The 18018-nt window shown below is 66.5% G+C and carries 19 protein-coding genes; 4 read left to right on the top strand and 15 right to left on the bottom strand.

What is annotated here, in order from left to right; all coding sequences use genetic code 11:
- Positions 1 to 44 precede the first annotated feature (44 nt).
- From RIA72_RS06420 to RIA72_RS06355, 14 genes are all read right to left on the bottom strand, one after another.
- Positions 45 to 272 carry a hypothetical protein gene (locus RIA72_RS06420; protein WP_350031484.1) on the bottom strand — a complete coding sequence of 76 codons (228 nt, stop codon included), beginning with the start codon at positions 270 to 272 and terminating at the stop codon, positions 45 to 47.
- The gene (gene ccoS / locus RIA72_RS06415; protein WP_350031483.1) at positions 269 to 424 is read right to left on the bottom strand and encodes a cbb3-type cytochrome oxidase assembly protein CcoS; all 156 of its coding nucleotides are present in this window, start codon (positions 422 to 424) and stop codon (positions 269 to 271) included. Before ccoS ends, RIA72_RS06420 begins: the two co-directional genes overlap by 4 nt.
- The gene (locus RIA72_RS06410; protein WP_350031482.1) at positions 421 to 2541 is read right to left on the bottom strand and encodes a heavy metal translocating P-type ATPase; all 2121 of its coding nucleotides are present in this window, start codon (positions 2539 to 2541) and stop codon (positions 421 to 423) included. Before RIA72_RS06410 ends, ccoS begins: the two co-directional genes overlap by 4 nt.
- Complete coding sequence (locus RIA72_RS06405; RefSeq protein ID WP_350031481.1) at positions 2538 to 3008, bottom strand: FixH family protein; 471 nt, start codon at positions 3006 to 3008, stop codon at positions 2538 to 2540. The genes RIA72_RS06410 and RIA72_RS06405 overlap by 4 nt, the downstream gene beginning before the upstream one ends.
- On the bottom strand, positions 3005 to 4462 hold the full coding sequence (gene ccoG, locus RIA72_RS06400) for a cytochrome c oxidase accessory protein CcoG (RefSeq protein WP_350031480.1): 1458 nt from the start codon (positions 4460 to 4462) through the stop codon (positions 3005 to 3007). The genes RIA72_RS06405 and ccoG overlap by 4 nt, the downstream gene beginning before the upstream one ends.
- Complete coding sequence (gene ccoP, locus RIA72_RS06395) at positions 4449 to 5372, bottom strand: cytochrome-c oxidase, cbb3-type subunit III (protein WP_350031479.1); 924 nt, start codon at positions 5370 to 5372, stop codon at positions 4449 to 4451. The genes ccoG and ccoP overlap by 14 nt, the downstream gene beginning before the upstream one ends.
- On the bottom strand, positions 5359 to 5523 hold the full coding sequence (locus RIA72_RS06390; protein WP_350031478.1) for a cbb3-type cytochrome c oxidase subunit 3: 165 nt from the start codon (positions 5521 to 5523) through the stop codon (positions 5359 to 5361). The genes ccoP and RIA72_RS06390 overlap by 14 nt, the downstream gene beginning before the upstream one ends.
- Complete coding sequence (ccoO, locus tag RIA72_RS06385; protein ID WP_350031477.1) at positions 5520 to 6296, bottom strand: cytochrome-c oxidase, cbb3-type subunit II; 777 nt, start codon at positions 6294 to 6296, stop codon at positions 5520 to 5522. Before ccoO ends, RIA72_RS06390 begins: the two co-directional genes overlap by 4 nt.
- 13 nt (positions 6297 to 6309) lie before the next feature.
- The gene (gene ccoN, locus RIA72_RS06380) at positions 6310 to 7968 is read right to left on the bottom strand and encodes a cytochrome-c oxidase, cbb3-type subunit I (protein ID WP_350031692.1); all 1659 of its coding nucleotides are present in this window, start codon (positions 7966 to 7968) and stop codon (positions 6310 to 6312) included.
- 188 nt (positions 7969 to 8156) lie between these two features.
- Entirely contained in the window at positions 8157 to 8846 is a 690-nt protein-coding gene (locus RIA72_RS06375; protein WP_350031691.1) for a Crp/Fnr family transcriptional regulator, read from the bottom strand.
- A 62-nt stretch (positions 8847 to 8908) separates the two neighbouring features.
- Complete coding sequence (locus tag RIA72_RS06370) at positions 8909 to 10111, bottom strand: NnrS family protein (RefSeq protein WP_350031476.1); 1203 nt, start codon at positions 10109 to 10111, stop codon at positions 8909 to 8911.
- Positions 10108 to 12360 (bottom strand): nitric-oxide reductase large subunit, encoded by a 2253-nt coding sequence (locus tag RIA72_RS06365; protein ID WP_350031475.1) that lies wholly within the window; start codon positions 12358 to 12360, stop codon positions 10108 to 10110. Before RIA72_RS06365 ends, RIA72_RS06370 begins: the two co-directional genes overlap by 4 nt.
- Before the next feature lie 28 nt (positions 12361 to 12388).
- Positions 12389 to 12721, bottom strand: coding sequence for a cupin domain-containing protein (locus tag RIA72_RS06360; RefSeq protein ID WP_350031474.1), 333 nt, complete (start codon positions 12719 to 12721; stop codon positions 12389 to 12391).
- 2 nt (positions 12722 to 12723) lie between these two features.
- Positions 12724 to 12870, bottom strand: coding sequence for a hypothetical protein (locus RIA72_RS06355; protein WP_350031473.1), 147 nt, complete (start codon positions 12868 to 12870; stop codon positions 12724 to 12726).
- Positions 12871 to 12988: 118 nt separating this feature from the next.
- On the opposite strand from RIA72_RS06355, the gene RIA72_RS06350 reads away from it, so the two are divergent.
- Complete coding sequence (locus RIA72_RS06350; RefSeq protein ID WP_350031472.1) at positions 12989 to 13696, top strand: Crp/Fnr family transcriptional regulator; 708 nt, start codon at positions 12989 to 12991, stop codon at positions 13694 to 13696.
- 265 nt (positions 13697 to 13961) lie between these two features.
- On the opposite strand, the gene RIA72_RS06345 is transcribed toward RIA72_RS06350, so the two are convergent.
- Positions 13962 to 14978 (bottom strand): AraC family transcriptional regulator, encoded by a 1017-nt coding sequence (locus RIA72_RS06345; protein WP_350031471.1) that lies wholly within the window; start codon positions 14976 to 14978, stop codon positions 13962 to 13964.
- A gap of 111 nt (positions 14979 to 15089) precedes the next feature.
- Here RIA72_RS06345 and RIA72_RS06340 point away from each other — a divergent pair, with 111 nt between their 5' ends.
- Genes RIA72_RS06340 through RIA72_RS06330 form a run of 3 tightly spaced genes read left to right on the top strand, consistent with a single transcriptional unit; the run spans position 15090 to position 18018 of the window.
- Complete coding sequence (locus RIA72_RS06340; protein ID WP_350031470.1) at positions 15090 to 16067, top strand: quinone oxidoreductase family protein; 978 nt, start codon at positions 15090 to 15092, stop codon at positions 16065 to 16067.
- A gap of 12 nt (positions 16068 to 16079) precedes the next feature.
- On the top strand, positions 16080 to 16928 hold the full coding sequence (locus RIA72_RS06335; protein ID WP_350031469.1) for a TauD/TfdA dioxygenase family protein: 849 nt from the start codon (positions 16080 to 16082) through the stop codon (positions 16926 to 16928).
- A 22-nt stretch (positions 16929 to 16950) separates the two neighbouring features.
- Positions 16951 to 18018: a beta-keto acid cleavage family enzyme gene (locus RIA72_RS06330; RefSeq protein ID WP_350031468.1), complete on the top strand. Its 1068-nt coding sequence runs from the start codon at positions 16951 to 16953 to the stop codon at positions 18016 to 18018.

Below are 18018 nucleotides of genomic sequence, written 5' to 3'. Positions count from 1 at the left end.
GATCGGGCGCTGCGACATTGACCGGGATCAATGGCGGCGGATTTTCAGCAACAACGCTTCGACCCTACCGATTTGCCGCGACGCTCAGTGACCGCGTGACACGCCTTGGCGCAGTCGCGCCGCTCCGCGGGGTCGGCAGGGTCGCCCGGCAGCAGCATCCGATGCGCCGCGCCGCCGCATGCCCGGAGCGTCAGCACGCGCGACTCGACCGCGACGGGCGGCTGCATCAGCGCTGCCGCGCCCAGCATCAGGACAACATGGCGCGCGGTCATCGCGCGTCCTCTTCCTCATCCCCGACGAAGATGCGCAGCGCCGCACCGTCGAGATCGTCGAACTGCCCGCCCCGCAGCGACCAGAGGAAGGCGGCGAGCCCGATGAGGCCGAGCCCGAGAGCGACCGGGATCAGGACGAGCAGGCCGTTCATCGCGCCGCGCCCTTCAGCCGCAGCGCGTTGCCGACGACGATCAGCGACGATCCCGACATGGCGATGGCGGCGACCAGCGGCGTCACATATCCCATGAAGGCGAGCGGCACCGCGATGACATTATAGCCGATGGCGAGCGCGAAATTCTGCCGCACGATCGCCTGCGTCCGCCGCGCGACGCGGATCGCCTGCACCACCGGCATCAGCCGGTCGCCGAGGAAGATGCAGTCGGCGGCATTCTTGCCCGCGTCGCTCGCCGAGCCCGGCGCGATCGAGGCATGACCCGCGGCGAGCGCGGGACCGTCGTTGAGCCCGTCGCCGATCATCAGCACCTTGTGCCCCGCTGCCGCCTGCCGCGCGATGGCGGCGAGCTTGTCCTGCGGGCTCATGCCGGTCTGGGCGGTCAGGCCGAGCGCGCGCGCCACCGGCGCGACGGCCGCGGCGCGGTCGCCCGACAGGATGCTCGGCACGACGTCCGCCTGGCGCAGCGCGGCAATCGTGTCGGCGGCATCGGGGCGCAGCGCATCGGCGAAGCGGACGGTCATCGCCGGCGCGCCATCGATCGCGAGCTGGGTGGCGAGCGCACTGTCGGCTGTGGGCTGGGCTGGGCGGCCCAGCGTCACCCGGCGGCCTTCCCATTCGGCCTCGACGCCGAAGCCGGGGGTTTCGCGGATCGCTTCCACCGGGAGCGGCGTCACCCCCGCCGCGGGCAGGTCGCGGGTCAGTGCCTCGCTGAGCGGATGGCGACTGGCGCGCGCGAGCGCGAGCAGCAGCGCGCGTACGGTCGCGTCCGCCTCGTCCAGATTGGTCGCGACCGGGCGGCCGAGCGTCAGCGTCCCCGTCTTGTCGATCATCGCGCGGTCGGCCTCGGCCAGCCGTTCGAGCGCGGACCCGTCCTTCACCAGCACCCCGACGCGCATCAGCGTGCCCGCCGCGACGATCTGCGCCGCCGGCACCGCAAGGCCGAGCGCGCAGGGACAGGTGATGATCAGCACCGCGACCGCGATCAGCAGGCTGTGATGCCAGCCCGCCCCTGCGATCATCCACCCGGCGAAGGCGAGCAGCGCCAGCGTGTGGACCGCGGGCGCATAATAGCGCGCCGCGCGGTCGGCAATGCGGACGTAGCGCGACTTGCCCTGCGCCGCCTCGCCCATCAGCCGCGCGATGTCGGCGATCGCGGTGTCGGCGCCCGCCGCGATCACCCGGACGCGGATCGGCGCCTCGATATTCAGCGTCCCGGCGTGGACCGGATCGCCGAGCCCTACGGCCTGCGGCGCGCTCTCGCCGGTCAGCAGCGACAGGTCGATCCGGCTGGCGCCGCCAGCGATGACGCCGTCCGCCGACAGGCGCTCGCCCGCGGCGACCAGCATCACCATGCCGGGCTGGAGTGCAGTGGCGTCAACCCAGCGGCTCGTCTCGTCGGCGCCGACGACCATCGCGCCGGTCCCCATGTTGCGGAGCAGCGCGGTCACCCCGCCGCGCGCGCGGTCGCGCATCACGCTGTCGAGCCAGCGGCCGCAGAGCAGGAAGAAGAGCAGCATCACTACGCCGTCGAAATAGGCGTGGGGGCCGTGCGTCGCGGTTTCATAGAGGCTGAGCGCGGTCGCGATCAGCACGCCAATACTGATCGGCACGTCCATATTGGTGCGGCCGTGGCGCACCGCGCGCCACGCGGAGCGAAAGAAGCTGCGCCCGGCATAAGCCACCGTAGGCAGCGCGATCGCCGCCGACAGCCAGTGGAACAGGTCGCGCGTCGCGCCGCTCGCGCCCGACCACACCGACACCGACAGCAGCATGATGTTCATCATCGCGAAGCCCGCGACCGCGACCGCGCGCAGCAGCGCCCGGCTATCGGACGCGCCGCCATCGACCTCGGCGGGGCCGTCGCCGATCGGATGCGCCTCGAAGCCGAGCAGCGAGAAGGCGCTGATCAGTTCGGGCGTTTCGGCGTCGGGGGTGCAGGAGATATGCACGCGCTTTTCGGTGAAATTGACCCGCGCCGCCGCGATCCGCCGGTCGCGCACCAGCCCCTGTTCGAGCTTGGCGATGCAGCCCGCACAGCGGATGTCGGGCACCGCGAAATTGCGCTCGACGAGCAGGGCGGCGGCTTCGGTCATTTGAGGTCGATCCGGTAGCGGGCCTCGTCGGCGCCGCGATGCACCGACAGGTCGAGTTGCCAGCGCCCGGCGGGCAGCGCATCGAGCGAGCGCAACGCGCCGTCCGCCGCGGCGAAGAAGCGAATCGCGCGCGCGGGCGTGCGGCCGAGCGGGTGGCGAAGCGTCGCGACGACGCGCAGTCCGTCCACCGACGCGCCGTCCTTGCGGACGATCAGCCGGACGTGGCGGCTTTCGTCGACCGCGACGCTCTTGTCCCAGCCGAGCCGATCCTGCGCATCGGCGCGCGCGAGCCATTCATTATAATGCTGGCTCGCGACATAGCTGTTGTCGACGACGGTGCCGCCGAAGGTCGACAGCGCGAAGCTCGCCATCACCATATTGACGCCGATGACGGTGCCGAAGAAGGCGATCAGGATTATCGCCGCATGGCGCCCGGTGAAGGGCCCCTGCTCGCGCTTGTCGGTCATGGCTCGGTCCCCGGACGGTCGAACTGGATGGTCTCGCGGTCGCCGCGCGGATCGTCGTCGAGCGCGCGCACCGCGATGGTGAAATCCTGCCGCGCCGGTCCCGCGCCGGGCGCGACGACGAACAGCCGCGCGCTCGTCACGCTGTCGGGCGCCAGCGGCATGTGCAGGCTCTGCCGCGCCGTTTCGCGCGACCCGCCGTCGATCCACAATCGCGCCTCGGGCAGGCCGCTGACGCTGATTTCGACCCGGCGCGGCCTCAGCTCCATGTTGCGCAGCTTCAGCGTGTAATTGTTGCGGATCGCGCCGTCGGACAGCTGGACGTAGAGCGGGCTGCGCTCGTGCTGGACGGCAAGGTCGAGCCGGGTGCGCTGGCCGAGGGTGAAGAGCATCGCCAGCCCGATCGCGCCCCACAGGCCGAAATAGATCAGGGTGCGCGGGCGGAACAGCGTCTTGCGGATCGGCGGCGCGACCCCGCCCGCCTTTTCGGTGGCGGCGTCGTCGAGGGTGCAATAGTCGATCAGCCCGCGCGGGCGGCCGACCTGCGCCATCACGCTGTCGCAGGCGTCGATGCACAGCGCGCAGGTGATGCAGCCGATCTGCGGCCCTTCGCGGATGTCGATGCCGGTCGGGCAGACCGCGACGCACTGGTTGCAGTCGACGCAGTCGCCGAAGGCGCCGGGATTCTTCTCGGCCTTCTTGACGCTGCCGCGCGGTTCGCCGCGCCAGTCCTTGTAGGTCACGAGCAGCGATTTCTCGTCCATCATCGCGGTCTGGATGCGCGGCCAGGGGCACATATAGATGCACACCTGCTCGCGCAGGAAGCCGCCGAGGAGGAAGGTCGCCGCGGTCAGCACCGCGACGGTGACATAGGCGACCGGGGCCGCCTGTCCGGTCCAGAAATCGTGCGTCAGCGTCGGCGCGTCGGCGAAATACATGATCCACGCGCCGCCGGTCCAGAAGGCGACGGTCAGATAGATCGCATATTTCAGCGTTCGCTTGGCGATTTTCTCGGCCGTCCACGGCCCGTTCGCGAGACGGATCTGCGCGTTGCGGTCGCCGTCGATCAGCCGGTCGACATGCTGAAACAGGTCGGTCCACACCGTCTGCGGGCAGGCATAGCCGCACCAGGCGCGCCCGACCGCGCTGGTGACGAGGAACAGCCCAATCCCCGCCATGATGAGCAGGCCCGCGACATAATAGAATTCGTGCGGCCAGATTTCGATCTGGAACATGTAGAAGCGCCGGTTCGCAAGGTCGACGAGCACCGCCTGATCGGGCGCGTGCGGCCCGCGATCCCAGCGGATCCAGGGCGTAGCGTAATAGATCGCCAGCGTGACCGCCATGATCGCCCATTTGAAGCGGCGGAACGGGCCGTCCACCTTCTTGGGGTAAACGCCCTTTCGCGCCGCATAGAGCGACCCATGCTCGCCGGTCAGGTCGTCAGGGCTGACCATCGGCTCCCTGCCCTTCCGCGGCCGGCGCCGGCGCCTTCTCGCCGCCGCCGAGCGAATAGACATAGGCGGCGAGCATCTTGATCGTCGCGGGATCGAGCCGGCCGTTCCAGCGCGGCATCACGCCATTGCGCGGCTGGGTCACCGTCGCCGCGATACTCGCGCGGTCGCCGCCATATAGCCAGATGGCATCGGTCAGCTTCGGAGCGCCGACCGTGCGCCCGCCCTCGCCGTTCTCGCCGTGGCAGACGGCGCAGTTCGCCTCGAACAGCGTAGCTCCGCGCGCCGACGACGCGCTCGGCTTTTCCTGGCGGCTGATGACGCGGACATGGCTGACGACGTCGGCGATCTGCCCCGCGTCGAGGATGCCGTCGCGCCCGAAGGCGGGCATCAGGCTGGTGCGCGTCGCATCATGGTCGGGGTTCCGGATGCCGTGGGTGATCGTATATTCGATCGTGGAGAGGTCGCCGCCCCACAGCCAGTCGTCGTCGGTCAGGCTGGGATAGAGCTTCTTCACCCCCGCGCCGCCCGCGCCGTGACACTGGATGCAATGGACGCGAAAGGCCGCCGCGCCGCCCTGCACCGCCGCCTGCATCAGTACGGGCTTCGCGGGCAGGCCGGCAATAGGTGTTGCGGCGATCGCATTCATCACCGGTGCGCGGCGCGCCGCGTCGGCCTGCATCTCTACTTCGAGCTGGCCGCGGCTGGTCCAGCCGAGCACCCCCTCGGTCGCGCCATGGACCATCGGCCAGGCGGGGTAGAGGATGACATAGATGATGCCCCAGATGATCGTCGCATAGAGCGACCACAGCCACCAGCGCGGCATCGGCGTGTCGAGCTCCTCGATGCCATCCCATTCGTGGCCGGACGTGCTCGTGCCGGTCACTTCGTCGATGCGCTTATGATCGGCCATTGTCGTCGTCCTTGAAGATCATGTTCGCCGCTTCGTCGTGATGACGGCGCGCGCCCTTGCGAAAGGGCCAGGCGATGAAGAGGAGGAACATCGCCACCATGACGATCAGCCCCCAGCTGTCGGCGAAATGCCGCACTTCGTCATAGTTCATCGCGACGCCCCCGATGCTGCGGCGGGCACATGCGCCTGCTCCTGCGGCGCCGCCTTCTCGACATCGACAAGCGTGCCGAGCATCTGGAGATAGGCGATCAGCGCGTCCATTTCGGTCACGCGGCCGGGATCGCCGTCGAAATCGCGCACCTGCGCCTTGGGGTAACGCTTGACGAGGTCGCCGGCGCCCGCATCGGGATCGGCCTGCGCGCGGATGTCGTCGTTCGCCTTGGCAATGTCGGCCTTCGTATAGGGAACGCCGACGCGGTAGAGCGCGGTCAGGTCGCGCGCCATGTCGCTCGCCTCGAGGTCGCGATCGGCGAGGAAGGCGTAGCCGGGCATGATCGATTCGGGCACGACGCTGCGCGGGTCGATCAGATGCTCCTTGTGCCATTCGTCCGAATAGCGGCCGCCGACGCGCGCAAGGTCGGGTCCGGTGCGCTTCGACCCCCATTGGAAGGGGTGGTCGTACATGCTCTCCGCCGCCAGGCTGTAGTGACCATAGCGTTCGACCTCGTCGCGGAACGGGCGGATCATCTGGCTGTGGCAGGTATAGCAGCCCTCGCGGATATAGATGTTGCGCCCCGCGAGTTCGAGCGGCGTATAGGGCCGCATCCCGTCGACCTTCTCGATCGTGTTGTCGATCCAGAACAAGGGCGCGATCTCGACGATGCCGCCGATCGCGACGGCGATCAGCGAGAAAAAGCCGAGCAGGCTGACGTTGCGTTCCAGCTTCTTGTGGCTGAAACGCTTTTCGGCGGGTTGGGTCGCCATGGCCTCTGGCTCCTTATTCGGCGGGAACGGGCGCGAGCGGACGATCCGCGGCGGCGTTATAGGGGGTCTCCGTCATCGGCTTTTCCGCGCGGACCGCGCCCGCGAGCGTCGCCCAGACGTTGAAGACGAGCAGCAGGAAGCCGGCGAGATACATCGCCCCGCCCGCGGCGCGGATCAGATACATCGGGTGCATCGCCGCGACGGTCTCGGCAAAGCTGTAGACGAGGTAGCCGTCGGCGCCATATTCGCGCCACATCAGCCCCTGCATGATGCCCGCGACCCACATCGAGGCGGCGTAGAAGACGATCCCCAGCGTCGCGAGCCAGAAGTGCCAGTTGACCATGCGCAGCGAATAGAGGCGCGGCCGCCCCCACAGGCGCGGCACCAGATAATAGACCGCGGCGAAGGTAATCATGCCGTTCCAGCCGAGCGCCCCGGCGTGGACGTGCGCGATCGTCCATTCGGTATAGTGGCTGAGGCTGTTGAACGCCTTCACCGACAGCATCGGCCCCTCGAAGGTCGCCATGCCATAGAAGGCGAGCGCGACGACCATCATGCGGATGATCGGGTCGGTGCGGATCTTGTCCCACGCGCCGTTCAGCGTCATCAGCCCGTTGATCATGCCGCCCCAGCTCGGCATCCACAGCACGACCGAGAACACCATGCCCAGCGTCTGCGCCCAGTCGGGCAGCGCGGTGTAGTGAAGGTGGTGCGGCCCCGCCCAGATATAGAGGAAGATCAGCGACCAGAAGTGGAGGATCGACAGGCGATAGCTGTAGATCGGCCGTTCCGCCTGCTTGGGCACGAAATAATACATCATCGCGAGGAAGGGCACGGTCAGGAAGAATGCGACCGCATTATGCCCGTACCACCATTGCGTCAGCGCATCCTGCACCCCCGCGAAGGCCGAATAGCTCTTCGACCCGAAGATCGTCGCCGGCACCGCCAGATTGTTGACGATGTGGAGCATCGCGATGGTGACGATGAAGCTGAGGTAGAACCAGTTGGCGACGTAGATATGCGGCTCGCGGCGTTTGACGATCGTGCCGACGAAGACGACGAAATAGACGACCCAGACGATCGTTAGCCACAGGTCGACATACCATTCGGGCTCGGCATATTCGCGCGCTGCCGTGACGCCCATCAGATATCCGGTGGCCGCGAGCACGAGGAAGAGTTGATAGCCCCAGAAGACGAAGCGGGCGGCGCCGGGGAGGGCGAGTCGCGCGCGGCAGGTGCGCTGGACGACATAGAAGCTCGTCGCGATCAGCGCATTACCGCCGAAGGCGAAGACGACCGCGGACGTGTGCAGCGGGCGCAGCCGCCCGAAACTGGTATATTCAAGCCCCAAGTTAAGCGCCGGAAAGGCGAGCTGCAGCGCGATATAGAGGCCGACCGCGAGACCCGCGACGCCCCAGAAGATGGTGGCGATGACGCCCCAGCGCACCGGATCGTCGTCATATACGCCCTGATCGGGCGGCATCTTGAGGAGGCCGCGCGCCATCCTAGCATAGTCGGCGCGCGACATGCGGGTCCACAATATGATCAGGCAGGTGACCGCGACGATGACCATATGCACCGCAAAGGGCGTGTCGACGGCCAGCGCCGCAAAGACCAGCGCCAGCAAGGCGAGCCCGAACCAGCCGCCTGCTTCGAAAACCAGATCGTCCATCATCGCGAATCCCCATTCGGCGCGGCTCCATCGGCCGCGCTCATCCAGCCCCATGACCGCGAGCGCGGCCCGGAACATTGACCTGGATCAACGAAAAATGCTGCGACGCATCAATGGGACGATTTGTCCCAGGCCGCGGCGGGAAAGCGCGACTTGGAGGGGTGCGATTTATCTGACCGAGAAGCAGGTCAGCCCGCGATGGCCTCCATCGCCGCGCGGTCGTTGATCACGATCTCGCGGCGCGACGGCAGGTCGAGCAGGCCTTCGGCGCGCATCCGGGTGAGCTGGCGGCTGGTCGTCTCGATCGTCAGCCCCAATATGTCGGCGATCTGCTGGCGGCCGAAGGGCAGCTCGAATCCGCTCTGCGGCCCGCCGCCGCACCCCTGACCCGACAATCGCTCGGACATTTCGAGCAGGAAGGAGGCGACCTTCTCTTCCGCCGACTTGCGGCCGAGTAGCATCATCCAGTGCCGCGCCCGGTCGAGCTCGTCGAGCGTGCGGCGCAGCAGCTTGTGCTGCAAATCGGGGTGCGCGTTCGCGAAATCGTCGAAGCTCTTGCGATTGAAGATGCAGATCTCGGCATCGGTCATCGCGGTGACGCTGTAGGGGCTTTCCTTGCCGAACGGGCGGCCGATGAAATCGGACGGAAAGACGATGCCGACGATCTGCTCGCGCCCTTCGGCGGCCGCGAGGACCAGCTTCAGTACGCCGTCGAGGACATTGGCGACGACCGGCGCGTCGTCGCCTTCCCACATCAGGGTCTGCCCCGCATTGACGCGATGATTCCGGCCGAGTTTGCCGAGCAGCGCGAGTTCTTCGGCATCGAGGCTTGCGCAGATCGCCCGGTTACGGACGACGCAGGAGGCACAGTCGGTCACCTTCCCGCCATAATCGACTGCGGTCCCCGTGGGAAGGGACGATGGAGCGAAGAGCGCGCCGGTCATGCCGCGCCAGCACCGGGCGCGGGCCGCACCGCCATCGGGACATAGACGAGCAGGAACAGCAGGAACGCCGCCGCCCACAGCCCGCCCGCGGCCGCGATGACTCGCATATAGTCGAACGGCAGGAGCGGCGCGATCACGCGCAGCAGCGCGCCCGCGTGGACGAGGATATAGATGAGCACGGTCGCGCGGTCGGCCTCGATCGGGCGGCCGGTGTGGCCGCGCGTCGCGCGCGTCATCACCGCCAGCGTCATCGCGCCCATCGCCCCGGCGCCGAGCGCATGCACCGCGCTCGACACCGGCAGGAGCGGATACAGCATCGCGCTGCCGAGCAGGATCAGCCCGGCCGGGAGCCAAGCGTAGGAGAGGTGGAGGACAAAGACGAGCGGATCGCTGAGCGCCTTCAGCCCCGCCCAGCGCGCGAGGCGAACGAACTGAAGCGCGCCCGCCGCGATCAGCAACCCGGCTGCGACGTGGTTTGCAGGGCCGGCAACCCATGCCGCGAGCGCCAGCGCCGTCATCCCGATCACGACCATGTCGAAGCGGTTCGGCAAGGTCGGCAGCCCCTCGCCCTTCCGCTGCCGCATCAGCCAGTTGCGCGTAAAGGCTGGGGTAATGCGGCCGCCGATCAAGGAGATCAGCAGCAGGACCAACGCAAAGCCCATATGCACGCCGAGCGCGGGGTCGGCGAGCGCGCCCAGCATCGCGGCATGATCGAGCACGCAGGCGACCGCGAACAGGAAGAGGATTATCAGGATCGGCTTGTTCCGGTTGCCCGAGACGAAAACCTCACGCGCCGCATAGGCGAGCAGGACCAGCAGATAGAGTGTGTCGAGCGCCGCGCCGACGAGCGGCGGCACCGTCACCGAAAAGAGGATCGCCAGCCGCGCCGCCAACCACAGCCCACCGACCGCCGCGACCCGCCAGCCCGTCACCGTCGGCCGCCCGGTCCAGTTGGGCATGGCGGCGCTGACGAAGCCCCCGATCACCGCGCCGAGATAGCCGAACAGCATCTCGTGCTGGTGCCAGGCGAGCGGGTCCATCGCGATCGGCAGCGTCCAGCGCCCACCGAGCGCGCCGACCCACAGGGTCACGACGATCACCGCCCAGGCCGCGCCACATCCGAACAGCAGGCGATAGCCGCCGCGCAGCCACAGCGGCGATCCCGCGCCCGCGCCTCTTGCGGCCGCCGCCGTGCTCATGCCCGCGTGCCCTGCCGCCACAGGCCGAGGATCACGACCTGCCACGCGACCGCGATCGCGCCGACGATGAACACGACGTCGCCGAAGGTGCGGACCCAGCGCAGCGTTTCGAGGAAGTCCTGCTGGAGGAACGCATCGCTGCGCGCATACCACATGCCGGTGGTCACGCTCGCCTCGAACTGGAACAGGCCGACCGGCAGCAGGCTGGTGAAGATCATCAGCACCAGCCCCGCGTTGAGCCCCCAGAAGCCGAGACGCATCAGCCCCTCGCTGAACGCGATCTCCGGCCGGATATAGCGCAGCACCAGCAGCGTGAAGCCGAGAGCAAGAAAGCCATAGACTCCGAACAGCGCCGCATGGGCATGGACCGCGGTGGTGTTGAGTCCCTGGAGGTAGAAGAGCGCGACGGGGGTGTTGATCATGAAGCCGAAGACCCCGGCGCCGAGCATGTTCCAGAAGGCGACCGCGACGAAGCATATTAAGGGCCAGCGCAGCGCGCGCATCCACGGCGCGCGGTCGCGCAGGCTCCAATGCTCCCACGCCTCGTATCCGAGCACGATCAGCGGCACGACCTCTAGCGCGCTGAACGCCGCGCCGACCGCCATCACCGGGGTCGTGGTTCCCGAGAAATAGAGATGGTGAAAGGTGCCCGGCACCCCGCCGACCATGAACAGCGAGGCCGAGGCGAGGCTGGCCGCGGTCGCGATCCGCTTCGACACCAGCCCCATCGACACAAAGATGAAGGCGATGGCGGCGGTCGCAAACACCTCGAAAATGCCCTCGACCCACAGGTGGACGACCCACCAACGCCAATATTCCATGATCGTGATGTGGGTGCGCTCGCCATAGAAGAGGCCCGAGCCGTAGAAAAGCCCGATCGCGACCGTCGAGACGGTGAGCAGCGCGAGCAGATTCTTGTCGCCACCTTCCTTGCGGCGCAGCGCGGGCAGCATGCAGCGCAGCATAAGCACCAGCCAGAAGAGCAGTCCCGCGAACAATGCGATCTGCCAGACGCGCCCGAGGTCGATGAACTCATAGCCCTGATGCCCGAGCCAGAAGCCGAGCCCGTCGGGCATCGCCTGCGCGATCGAGAGGTAATGGCCCGCGAACGATCCGACGACGACCAGGATCAGCGCCCAGAAGAGCAGGTCGACCCCCAGCTTCTGATGCTTCGGATCGTCGCCGTGGATGACTGGTCCAAGGAACAGCCCAGCCGCGAGAAACGCCGTCGCGATCCACAGCACCGCGCTCTGCACATGCCAGGTGCGGGTCAGCACATAAGGGAACCACTGCGACACGTCGATGCCGTAGAAGCTCTGCCCCTCTATCGTGTAATGCGCGGTGAAGCCGCCGATGAACACCTGAAAGACGAACAGCGCCAGCACCACGAACAGATATTTGCCGAGCGCGCGCTGCGACGGGGTGAGTGCCGCAAGCGTCAGCGGATCCTTGTCCGCGGCGACGAGCGGCGTGTCGTCGTGGCGGCGCAGGAAGGCCCAGCCCCAGATCAGCGCCCCGACACCCGCGATCAGGATAACGACGCAGGCGAGCGACCAGAGGATATTCTCGGGCGTCGGCTGGTTGCCGATCAGCGGTTCGGGCGGCCAGTTGTTGGTATAGGTGGCGACCGTTCCCGGCCGCTCGGTCGACGCCGCCCACGCGGTCCAGAAGAAGAAGTCGGCCAGCGCCGCGCGCTTCGCGGCGTCGGGCAGCGTCCCCTCCTTCATCGCATAATTGTCGCGCATCGCGCGCAGCGCGGGGTCGCTGCCATAGAGCTTGCCATAATGGGCGGCGGTCAGCGCGGCCGCGCGGGCGCGGTGGTCCGACACGGTGACGACACCCGTCGCCGGATCGAGGGCGTTATGCCGATATTCATGCTTGAGCCGATGGGTCAGCGCCGCCTTCTGCTCAATGTCGAGAGTGTCGAACGGCTTGCCATAGCTTTCTTCCGCCGCGAGGCTCAGCCAGGCGGTCAGTTCGCGGTGCAGCCAGTCGGCCGACCAGTCGGGCGCCTGATAGGCGCCGTGCCCCCAGATCGAGCCGAGCTCCATTCCGCCGGTGCTCTGCCACGCCGCCTGCCCCGCCATGATGTCTTCGCGCATCATCAGCACCTCGCCCGAGGCGGTGACGACCTGTTCCGGGATGGGCGGCGCCTTGCGATAGACCTCGACTCCCGAAATGCCGAGGATGGCGAAGGTCACAGTCAGGACCGCGATCAACGTCCACCAGAGCTTGCGATATTCGCCCATTGCCTCCCCGTCGTTTCAGGAATTCGTGTCAGTCTGCCGCGCGTTCGTCGAACAGGATCGTCAGCAACAGCGACGTGTCCGCGATCGCCTTGATCGCGTGCCGTGCCCCCAGATCGAGGAACAGCCAGTCGCCGGTCTGCAACTCTGCCGAAACTTCGCTTTCGATACGTACGTGTCCCGCGACGCAATAGAGCGTCAGCGACCCCGCAACGCTGTGCGGCGCGATCGACTGACCGGTGCGCACCACCAGATGGATCGCCTCGAAGGACGGAGTGCGGGCCAGCGCCGCCGTCGTAATTGCGCGAAGGTCGAGCGCGCCAAGGCGCGCCACTTCACCGGGGCCGCAATGATGCAGTGCCATGCTCAATGCTCCCGGGGCCGGGCGCGGCGGACGAGGGTGCGCAGCCATCGGCCGACAGCTTTCGCAAGGCCATCACCGCCGACATGGCGCACGCGGCGCGTATCGAGCGGCCCCGATCCGATCACTTCGCCGCATTCCGGGCAGAACATCGTCTATCCTCCATGGGTCGGCCCCTCGCCGTGTCCGGAGGATAGCAGAATCGACGGCGACGAATTTGCGCTGGATCAAACTTCTCCCCTTCGCGCCGCAGCGAGCCTAGAAAGTCATATGGCTGCCCCGATTCCCATCGATGCGAAAATGCTCGCCGACGTCGCGCTGCTGGCCGCGCTGCCGCCCGCCGTGCTTGAAGAAGCTGCCGGACTGGCGCGAGCGCGGCCGCTTGAGCGCGCCGTGCGGATTTTCGATCAGGGTGAGCGCGCCGGACGCGCCCATGCCCTGCTGTCGGGCTGCGTGCGCATCACGCAATCGGGCAGCGACGGCGAGGAGATTCTCGTCCGCCTCATCGGTCCCGGCGAGATCTTCGGCTGCGTCCCCGTTCTAACCGACGGTCTCTATCCCGCTGACGCGACCTCGATGGTCGCTTCCCTCGAACTGAGCTGGGACCCCGCCGATCTGCTCGCGCTGATGAAGCGTCATTCGCAGGTCGCGATCAACATGGTCGCGATCGTCGGCAAGCGGCTAGGCGAAGCGCAGGAGCGGCTGCGCGAACTGGCGACGCAAAGCGCCGAGCGCCGCGTCGCGCACGTGCTCCTGCGGCTGCTCGACCAAACCGGGGTCCACACCGGGGAGGGCATGCGAATCGGATTTCCGCTGCGGCGCAAGGATATCGCGGATATCGCTGGTACGACGCTACACACCGTCAGTCGCTTCGTCGCGGACTGGGAGCGCCGGGGCATGTTGATCAGCAGGCATCAACGGCTGACTATTTTGTCTCCCGAAAAAATCTACCGGATTGCAGAAGGGTCGGCCACGTAGATACCGGTGGAGTTGCAGCGAAGGAAGGCGCGATCCCGTGAAATGCCGATCAGGCCCTCCGCCTTGAATCCGCTGCAAACGCTCAACTTTCCTCTCGCAAGAAGGAATCAAATGACCGTTTCCAGCGAGTTATAATATAGGTGCGCCCGCGAACCCGGGGACACCTTTGTTGGCGGTTCTGGCCGATTCCGGTTGGGCAGCTTTCGACCGTCGATCCAAGAAAGCAGACAATCCGGTCGAGGACCCAAACGGAACAAGTCCGCTATCACTGCGGCCGCCGTCCCGTCGAAGCCCGCCATTGGCGCGGCGAAAGTCCAAACATCTGGCTGTGCCAGCGCGTATAGGCCCCGATCGACCCATAGCCGAGCATTTCGGCGACGTCGGTGATCCGGGTGCGCGGGTTGGCGAGATATTGGGTGGAAAGTTGCATGCGCGCGCGATTGAGCAGTTCGCTGAAGCTGGTTCCGTCGGCGTCGAGCATCCGCTGCAGCGTGCGGACCGTGGTTCCCATTGATTCCGCGCAATATTGGATCGTCGCCCGGCCCGAAGGCAGCAGAAGCATGATCATCTGCTCGACCTCCTGCGAAGCGGTCCGCATCGCCGGGCTCATGACCGACGAGATCAGCTCGCGCGCGTGGCTCGCCAGTGCCGAATCGGCGCGCGCTGCCGGCCGGTCAAGATCGGCCCCGGCGATGACAAGCCCGTTGAACTCGCAATCGAACTCGATCGTACAGCGGAACAGGCGCCGATAGACCGCCATGTCGGCGGCGGGCGGCTTTTCATGCGCAAAGCAGACCGACAGCGGCGCCCACGTATCGCCGAGAACGGTCGCGCAGACGCGCGCAAGAACGCCGAGCGCGAGGTCCGACGACTGGCAGTGCGGTTCAGGGCTGCTCAGCGCGAAATGCTCGCGCAGTATGATTTCCTCGCCGAATGTCTCGATCTGCAGAGCGAGGGTCGAATTGATCCGGTTGCGAAACTCGGTGAGCGCCTGGAGCGCGAGGCGGAGCGTCGGCTGGTGCGCGATAAGCAGGCTGGCGACGCCGAGATTGGCGAGTGCGCGCTCCTCGGCCATACGCAGCCCGAGCGTCGCGCAGCCGGTCGCCTCGGCGCTGCGTTCGAGAAGGCGCATCGTCGCGCGCGCCGAGATCAATTGTTCGGGGTTCGCGAGCAGTTCGGGCGACAGGCCGCATTCGCGCAACAGAGGCCGCGGGTCAGCGCCCAGTCCCTGCATCGTTGGGAAATAGCCGGTCAGCGCCGCAACGCGGACGAGTTCGGCCACGCTCTTCTCCCCTGATCGCGCCCATTGGCGTACAATGCCAAAAGTATGTCACGAAATGTGAAAAGCGCAACCACACTTTGCCCTAGACCCATCGAAACGGGAGAGTGTGAGATGGCCAAAGCCGTTCGCTTTTATGAGGTTGGTGGACCCGAAGTGCTCCGGATCGAGGATGTCGCGATAGGCGAGCCCGGTCCGGGCGAGGTCCGTGTCCGCCATGCCGCCGTCGGCTGCAACTTCGCCGACACCTATTTCCGTTCGGGCTATTACCCCGCCCCGCTTCCCGCCGGGATCGGCGTCGAGGGCGCCGGGGTCATCGAAGCGGTCGGCGAAGGCGTGACCGGCTTCGCGTCCGGCGACCGCGTCGCCTATAATGGTAGCCCGCTCGGCGCCTATAGCGAAGCGCGCGTCATGCCCGCCGCACCGCTGTTCAAGCTTCCCGACGGCATCGCGATCGAGGATGCCGCCGCATCCACCATGCGCGGCCTGTCGGCGACCTATTGGCTCGCCAAGACCAATCCGGCGATGAAGGCGGGCGACACGATCCTGCTCCATGCCGCCGCCGGCGGCGTCGGCCTGCTGGCGGTACAGCTCGCCAAGCTGATGGGGCTGCGCGTCATCGGCACCGTGTCGAGCGAAGCGAAGGCCGAAAAGGCGCTTTCGCTCGGCTGCGACGAGATTATCTTCTACCGCCGCGAGGATGTCGCGGCGCGGGTCAAGGAATTGACCGACGGCGAAGGCGTGACGACGGTGTTCGACAGCGTCGGCAAGGATACGTTCGAGAGCTCGCTCAAATCGCTGAAGCGCCGCGGCGTCCTCGCCGCCTGCGGCACCGCGTCGGGGCCCTTCCCGCCCGTCGATGCCTTCCAACTGCTGATGCAGGGGTCGGTTTATGTCACCCGCCCCGGCTTCGCGGATTATTATGCCGATCCGGCCGAACGCGCCGAACTGTCGGACCTGTGGTTCGGTCATCTCGCTGCGGGCCGCGTCAAGGTCGAGATCGGCCAGCGCTACGCGCTCGATGACTGTGTCGCTGCACATCGCGAACTCGAAGCCGGCCAAACGATCGGATCATCCATCTTTGTGCTCTGAGGGAGAGAGGCGATGAAGATCGAGAAGCTCACCTGTCATATCGGCGCCGAGATCAGCGGCGTTGATCTCGCCGAAGCGGCGCGTAGCGACGATCTGTTCGGCGAAATCCGCGCCGCGCTGATCGAGCATAAGGTGTTGTTCCTCCGCGATCAGGACATCACGCGCACCGACCATGTCGCCTTCGCGAGCCGCTTCGGCGCGCTCGAAGATCATCCGGTGGTCGGCAGTGATCCCGATCATCCGGGGCTCGTCCGGATCTACAAGGATGAGACGTCGCCCCCCGACCATTATGAGAATAGCTGGCATTGCGACGCGACCTGGCGCGACGCGCCGCCGCTCGGCGCGGTGCTGCGCTGCATCGCCTGCCCGACGGTCGGCGGCGACACGATGTGGGCGAATATGGCGAAGGCCCATGCCGACCTGCCCGAGCATGTGAAAGAAGTGATCGCGCCGCTGAAAGCACGCCACTCGATCGAGGCGAGTTTCGGCGCGCGGATGAGCGAGGAGCAGCGCCACGCGCTGAAGGCGCGCTTTCCCGACGCCGAGCATCCGGTCGTCCGCACTCATCCCGAAACGGGCGAGAAGATCCTGTTCGTCAACGGCTTCACGACCCATTTCACCAATTTCCATACAGCCGACAATGTTCGCTACGGCCAGGATTATGCGCCCGGGGCGAGCCAGCTTCTCGCCTTCCTCATCGGCCGCGCCGAGATCCCCGAATATCAGGTGCGCTGGCGCTGGCAGCCGAACAGCGTCGCGATCTGGGATAACCGGTCGACCCAGCATTACGCCGTCATGGATTACCCGCCCACGATCCGCCGCATGGAGCGCGCGGGGATCGTCGGCGATCGCCCCTTCTGAAGTCAGCCCTACCTGGAGAACCATGATGCAATTTCTCGACGATTCGCTCTTGCCGCAAAATCAGCACAAGCTGGTCATCACCGCCGCGCCCTATGGACCGCAATGGATGCCCGAGGATTTCGCCGAGGACATACCTCTGACGTTCGAGGACCAGGTTCAAAAGGCCGTCGATTGCTATAATGCCGGCGCGACCGTGCTGCATTTTCACGCCCGGGAGATGGACGGTCACGGGTCTAAGCGAATGAGCTTCTTCAATGAACTGATCGCGGAAATACGCACCCGAGTGCCCGACATGATCATCCAGGTCGGCGGCTCGATCTCGTTCGCGCCGGAGAATGACGAAGAGGGTGCTGAAGCCAAATGGCTGTCCGACGAAGCCCGTCACATGCTCGCCGACCTGAACCCCTCGCCCGAGCAGGTGACGATCGCGGTCAACACCACGCAGATGAACATCATGGACCTGATGGATCCGAAAGAACTCGGCGACACGACTCTTTTCCATCCTGCCATGTATCAGGCATACCGCGAGATGGTTGTCCCGGCAGGTCCGCAGTGGGTGGAGGAGCATATCCGCCGGCTCACCGGGGCGGGTATCCAGCCGCATTTCCAGCTGACCTGCATGCCCGACATGGAAACGGTCGAGCGACTGGTGCGGCGCGGGCTCTACAAGGGGCCGCTCAACCTGACCTGGGTCGGCATTGGCGGCGGCTTCGACGGGCCGAACCCCAACAATTTCATAGAGTTCATCCGTCGCGCCCCCGACGGATCGACAGTTACGCTTGAATCACTGATGGGCCATTGCCTGCCGATCAATACCATTGCGATCGCGATGGGAATGCATGTGCGCTGCGGGATCGAGGACAATATTTACAATACCAAGGGCGACAAGATGGGTTCGGTTGCACAGATCGACCAACTGGTGCGCATCTCACGCGAGCTGGGACGCGAGATTGCAAATGGGGAGGAAGCTCGCCAGATCTACCGCATTGGCGTGCAGTATAATTCGACCGAAGAGACGCTCGCCAAGCTTGGCATGGCGCCGAACCGCAAGCCCGGCCAGCGCGCGCTGCCGCTGCGCTACGCGGCGTGA

The sequence above is a fragment of the Sphingopyxis sp. genome (genome assembly GCF_040216815.1).
Classification (GTDB): domain Bacteria; phylum Pseudomonadota; class Alphaproteobacteria; order Sphingomonadales; family Sphingomonadaceae; genus Sphingopyxis.
Note: the sequence above shows the minus strand (reverse complement) of the source record. Positions and strands in the feature narration are given on the sequence as shown.